The 4,632-nt window shown below is 73.7% G+C and carries 3 protein-coding genes and 1 pseudogene; 1 reads left to right on the top strand and 3 read right to left on the bottom strand.

Annotated features, from left to right (window positions below; translation table 11 throughout):
- Positions 1 to 74: 74 nt before the first annotated feature.
- Entirely contained in the window at positions 75 to 269 is a 195-nt protein-coding gene (locus tag ACWD3D_RS33730; protein WP_266708674.1) for a hypothetical protein, read from the bottom strand.
- 215 nt (positions 270 to 484) lie between these two features.
- Here ACWD3D_RS33730 and ACWD3D_RS33725 point away from each other — a divergent pair, with 215 nt between their 5' ends.
- On the top strand, positions 485 to 2,629 hold the full coding sequence (locus ACWD3D_RS33725) for a prolyl oligopeptidase family serine peptidase (RefSeq protein ID WP_451464519.1): 2,145 nt from the start codon (positions 485 to 487) through the stop codon (positions 2,627 to 2,629).
- 15 nt (positions 2,630 to 2,644) lie between these two features.
- Here the strand turns inward: ACWD3D_RS33725 and ACWD3D_RS33720 are convergent, their stop codons facing one another.
- The gene (locus ACWD3D_RS33720; protein ID WP_451464518.1) at positions 2,645 to 3,868 is read right to left on the bottom strand and encodes a hypothetical protein; all 1,224 of its coding nucleotides are present in this window, start codon (positions 3,866 to 3,868) and stop codon (positions 2,645 to 2,647) included.
- Positions 3,869 to 4,134: 266 nt separating this feature from the next.
- Positions 4,135 to 4,632, bottom strand: a pseudogene (locus tag ACWD3D_RS33715) (hypothetical protein); the annotation flags it as partial.

Here is a 4,632-nt window from a genome sequence, read left to right as displayed (position 1 = left end):
GGGCCCCCTGCCGTTGGCGGGGGCCCTGCGTACGCACGCGGGGTGGCCGAGTCCCGACACGGCCCCGCGGGCCGTCAGAACTTGATGCTGCCGATCATGCCCGCGACGTTCGACGTGAGGTCCGCGATCGTCGGGGCGATGGAAGAACTCGCCAGATAGAACCCGAGCAGCATGCAGATCGCCGCGTGTCCGCCCTTGAGTCCGGATTTCCGGATCAGCAGGAAGACGACGATCGCCAGCAGCACTACCGCCGAAATCGAGAGTGCCACGGCGGTTCACCTCCATCAGTACGGTCGCGACGGAACATCGGGACGGGTCAAACACATCGGGTCTGAACGGACAGCGGTCGGGCAGCAGTAGAGAGCCCAGCAGGTTCCTACCCACCGAGCGCTACGGATCATAACTATCCGTGCCAGGGCATTGTCCGGGTCACTGCAGCACGAGGGGGCGCACGGACGGCCGCCGCCGGGCTAGGTTTCGGCCCATGACCTCGCAGAAGCTGTCTTTTCCCCGTCAGCACGCCCGGACCCAGCGATTCACCCGGGGTGCGCCCCGGGCCTTCTCCGTCTCACCTGACGGGACGCGGGTGGTCTTCCTGCGTTCCACCTCCGGCACGGATTCGGTCAACCGGCTCTGGGTGCTGGACCCTTCCACCGGCCAGGAGCGCCTCGCCGCCGACCCCGAGACCCTGCTGGGCGGTTCGACGGAGAAGCTCTCGCCCCAGGAGCGGGCACGGCGCGAACGCGCACGTGAGGGCGGTGCGGGCATCGTCGGGTACGCGCTGGACGCCGAGGCGGAGTTGGCCGCGTTCGCACTCTCCGGCAAGGTGTACGTGGCTGAATTGCGTGCCGGTACGGCGCGGGCGCTGCCGGTCCCGGGACCGGTCATCGACCCCCGGCCCTCCCCCGACGGGCGGCACGTCGCCTACGTCGCACGGGGCGCGCTGCGGGTGGTCGGCGCGGACGGCACCGACGACCGGGCGGTGGCCGAACCGGAGGGGGAGCACCTCGCCTACGGGCTCGCGGAGTTCATCGCCCAGGAGGAGATGGACCGCAGCCGGGGCTTCTGGTGGTCGCCGGATTCGGACCGGCTGCTGGTGGCCCGGGTGGACGACAGCCCGGTCCGGCGTTGGTGGATCGCCGATCCCGCGCACCCGGAGAGCAAGCCCGCCGAGGTCGCCTACCCGGCCGCCGGGACACCCAACGCCGAGGTCCGGCTCTTCTTCGTGGACCTCGCCGGCGGGCGCATCGAGGTGGAGTGGGACCGGGCGCGTTACCCGTATCTGGCCCGGGTGCACTGGTCGTCGGCGGGTGCGCCGCTCCTGCTGGTGCAGGCGCGCGACCAGCGCGGTCAGCGGTGTCTGACGGTGGACCCGGCGACCGGGGCGACCCGGACCGTGCACGCGGACGAGGACCCGACGTGGCTTGATCTTTTCGGTGGGGTGCCCGCCTGGACGCCGGACGGGCGGCTCGTGCGGATCGCGGACGAGGGCGGGGCGCGGGTCCTGCACGTCGGTGACCGGGCCCTGACCGGGGCGCGGCTGCATCTCCAGGCGGTCCTGGACGTCGGCGAGTCCGACGTCCTGGTGCAGGCCGTGGCGGGCGAGGAGGCCGCCGCGCCGGAGACCGGCGAGAGCCATGTCTACCGGGTGAGCGAACTGGGCGTCGAACGGATGTCGGAGGGGGTGGGTGTCCACTCGGCGGTGCGCTCCGGCCCTCTCACGGTGCTGCTCTCCACCTCACTGGAGCGCCCCGGCGCGACCGTCCGCGTCCTGCGGGACGGCAAGCAGGTCGCCCAGGTGGCGAACCACGCCCAGGAACCCGGGCTGCGGCCCCGGCTCACCCTCACCGAGGGGGGCGCGCGGCGCATCCCGTGCGCCGTACTGCTGCCCACCGGCTACCAGGAGTCGGACGGTCCGCTTCCGGTGCTGATGGACCCGTACGGCGGCCCGCACGGCCGCCGGGTGGTCGCCGCGTACAACGCCCACCTCACCTCCCAGTGGTTCGCCGACCAGGGCTTCGCGGTCGTGGTCGCGGACGGCCGGGGCGCCCCGGGCCGCTCGCCCGCCTGGGAGAAGGCCGTGCGCGACGCCTTCACGCTCACCCTGGACGACCAGATCGAGGCCCTGCACGCACTGGCCGAGCGCTTCCCGCTGGACCTGTCGAAGGTGGCGATGCGCGGCTGGTCCTACGGCGGTTACCTCTCCGGCCTCGCGGTGCTGCGCCGCCCCGACGTGTTCCACGCGGCGGTCGTGGGCGCCCCGGTGACCGACTGGCGTCTCTACGACACGCACTACACCGAGCGGTACCTCGGCGACCCCGCCGGGCAGCCCGAGGTGTACGCGCGCAACTCGCTGGTGACCGACGACGGACTGTCCGAACCGGCGGACACCGTGCGGCCGATGATGATCGTGCACGGTCTGGCCGACGACAACGTGGTGGTCGCGCACGCGTTGCGGCTCTCCTCCGCCCTGCTGGCGGCGGGCCGCCCGCACGAGGTGCTGCCGCTGAGCGGGGTGACGCACATGACCCCGCAGGAACAGGTCGCGGAGAACCTGCTGCTGCTCCAGGTGGACTTCCTCAAGCGGTCCCTGGGCCTGCCGTCGGCGGCGGCACCCGCGACGGACTGACCCGGGGCCCCGGGCTCACCAGCCGGGCGGCGGTGACGAGGGCGGCGGCGGACCGAAACCGCCGCCCTGCGCGGGTCCGTGTCCCGGCCCGTGTCCCGGCCCGGAGCCGGGCCCGTAGTCCGGCCCGGAGCCCTCCGCCGGGCCCTGCCCGGAGACCTGGCCGGGCCCGTACCCGGAGGGCGGGTAGCCGTAACCGGGTGCGCCCGGGTACCCGGAGCCGGAGGCCGACGACGGGTACGGGTAGCCGTAGCCGGGTGCCCTGCCGGGCGGCCCGAGGGGCGGGTAGCCGTACCCGGGGGCACCGGGCCCCCAGCCCTGTCCCGGTCCGCCCTCGGCGGCCGGACGCCCCCGGCGGGCGATCGCCAGGAGTGCGACGAGCCCCGCGACGGCGAGGAACACCCAGGAGATCACGCTCAGCTGGCCTTCGAACCCCGCGTCGGCGAACATCCCGAAAAGGTGCAGCCGGACACCGCGGGCGATGCTCACACCGCCGGAGAGCAGCAGGAAGACCGCGGCGATCCCGCCGAACGGCCGGGAGTGCACGGCGTGCGCGAGGGCCGCGGCCCCGGCGAACAGGGCGAGCAGCGCCACGGCCACGGTGGACCAGCCGGCCGGCGCGTCGAACAGCGGGGCGCTGATCGCGTGCCCGCCGAGGTACCAGGCGGGGTAGACCTCGGCCGGGTAGACGACGTACTGCCGGATCTCCCACGCGATCACCACCACGCCGGAGATCCCGAGCGCGAGGAAGGCGACCACCGCGGCCCCCGTGGTGGGCCGGGTCGGCGCGGGGAGCCCCACGTCCTCGGCGGGCCGCCGGCCGGCCGAGGCGGTCACGATCATCGCGACCGAGACCGCCAGGGTGACGAGGGTGCAGATCAGCGCGCGGACGCGGAGTCCGTCGTCGTAACGGCCCTCCATCCACGAGGCGGTGGTGATCCAGACGCCGGGAAGCCGGAGCAGCAGGGTGGCCGTGCCGGTGGCGACCAGCGCGGCGGCGGCGACCGGCGACCGGGGCACGACGACGGCGGTGACGACCTGCACGAGGAGGAGGACCAGGGTGCCGCCGGTCGTGGCGGGCAGTGCGGTGGGGTAGCCCTCGGGCAACCCCGTCCACATGTCCCAGAGCGGGCCGGGACCGTGGAGGACCCGCAGGTCCCGGACGATCCAGCCGGCGGTGATCAGTGCGAGCACGGCGCTGAGGGCCGTACCGGTGATGCGGGCGCCCCGTGTGAGTGTCACGCGGCGATACTCCACCGCCCGGGTCCCCCCGACAAGGGGGCCCGCTCGACTCCGGAACGGGAAACCGGCCGGGTCGACGTGAAGTCGCCCCGGCCGGTCCACGGCACCCGCACGGCCGTACGTTGTCCATGGTGCGGCGTCCGTATATCGGTGTGGCGACAGCCAAGTTGCCTCGCTGTTAACGATGGTCCGGGACCGGGTGGACCTGCGGTCCCACGCGGTCGCAGGCATCGGGCGCACTCCCGTCAGGAACGACGGGCCGCCCCTCAGCGGGGCGAGTCGTGCAGCAACCCGGCCCGCGCGGCCGCCGCCCCCGTCTGGAAGCGGCTCGTCGCCCGCAGGCTGGTGCTCAGGCCCGCCACATGGCGCCGGAAGCTGCGCACCGAGACGCCGAGGCGGCGGGCCGCCGATTCGTCCTTGATCCCCTCCGCGAGCAACTGGGCCACCGCACGGTGGACTTCGTCGATCGTCCCGCCGTAGCCCAGCTCCTCGGGGCACACCGGTGAGGCCGACTGCCACATCGCTTCGAAGAGCCCGCGCAGCTGGCAGACGACGGTGGGGTCCCTGACCACGACCGTGTCGCCGGGGAACGCGGTGTCGGGGAGGAACGCCACCTCCTGGTCGACGAGGGTCATCTCACCGCTGAGTTCGCGGACCGTCCGTGTCTCGCCGCCGGATTCGGCCACCCGGGCCGCGTGCGCCCGCAGTACCAGGCTCGCCCGCGCCGAGTGCTGGTAGAGGCCGCGCAGCCGCAGACCCCGCCC

Source organism: Streptomyces sp. NPDC002690, from assembly GCF_053592415.1.
This window is presented reverse-complemented; position numbering and strand designations above follow the sequence as displayed.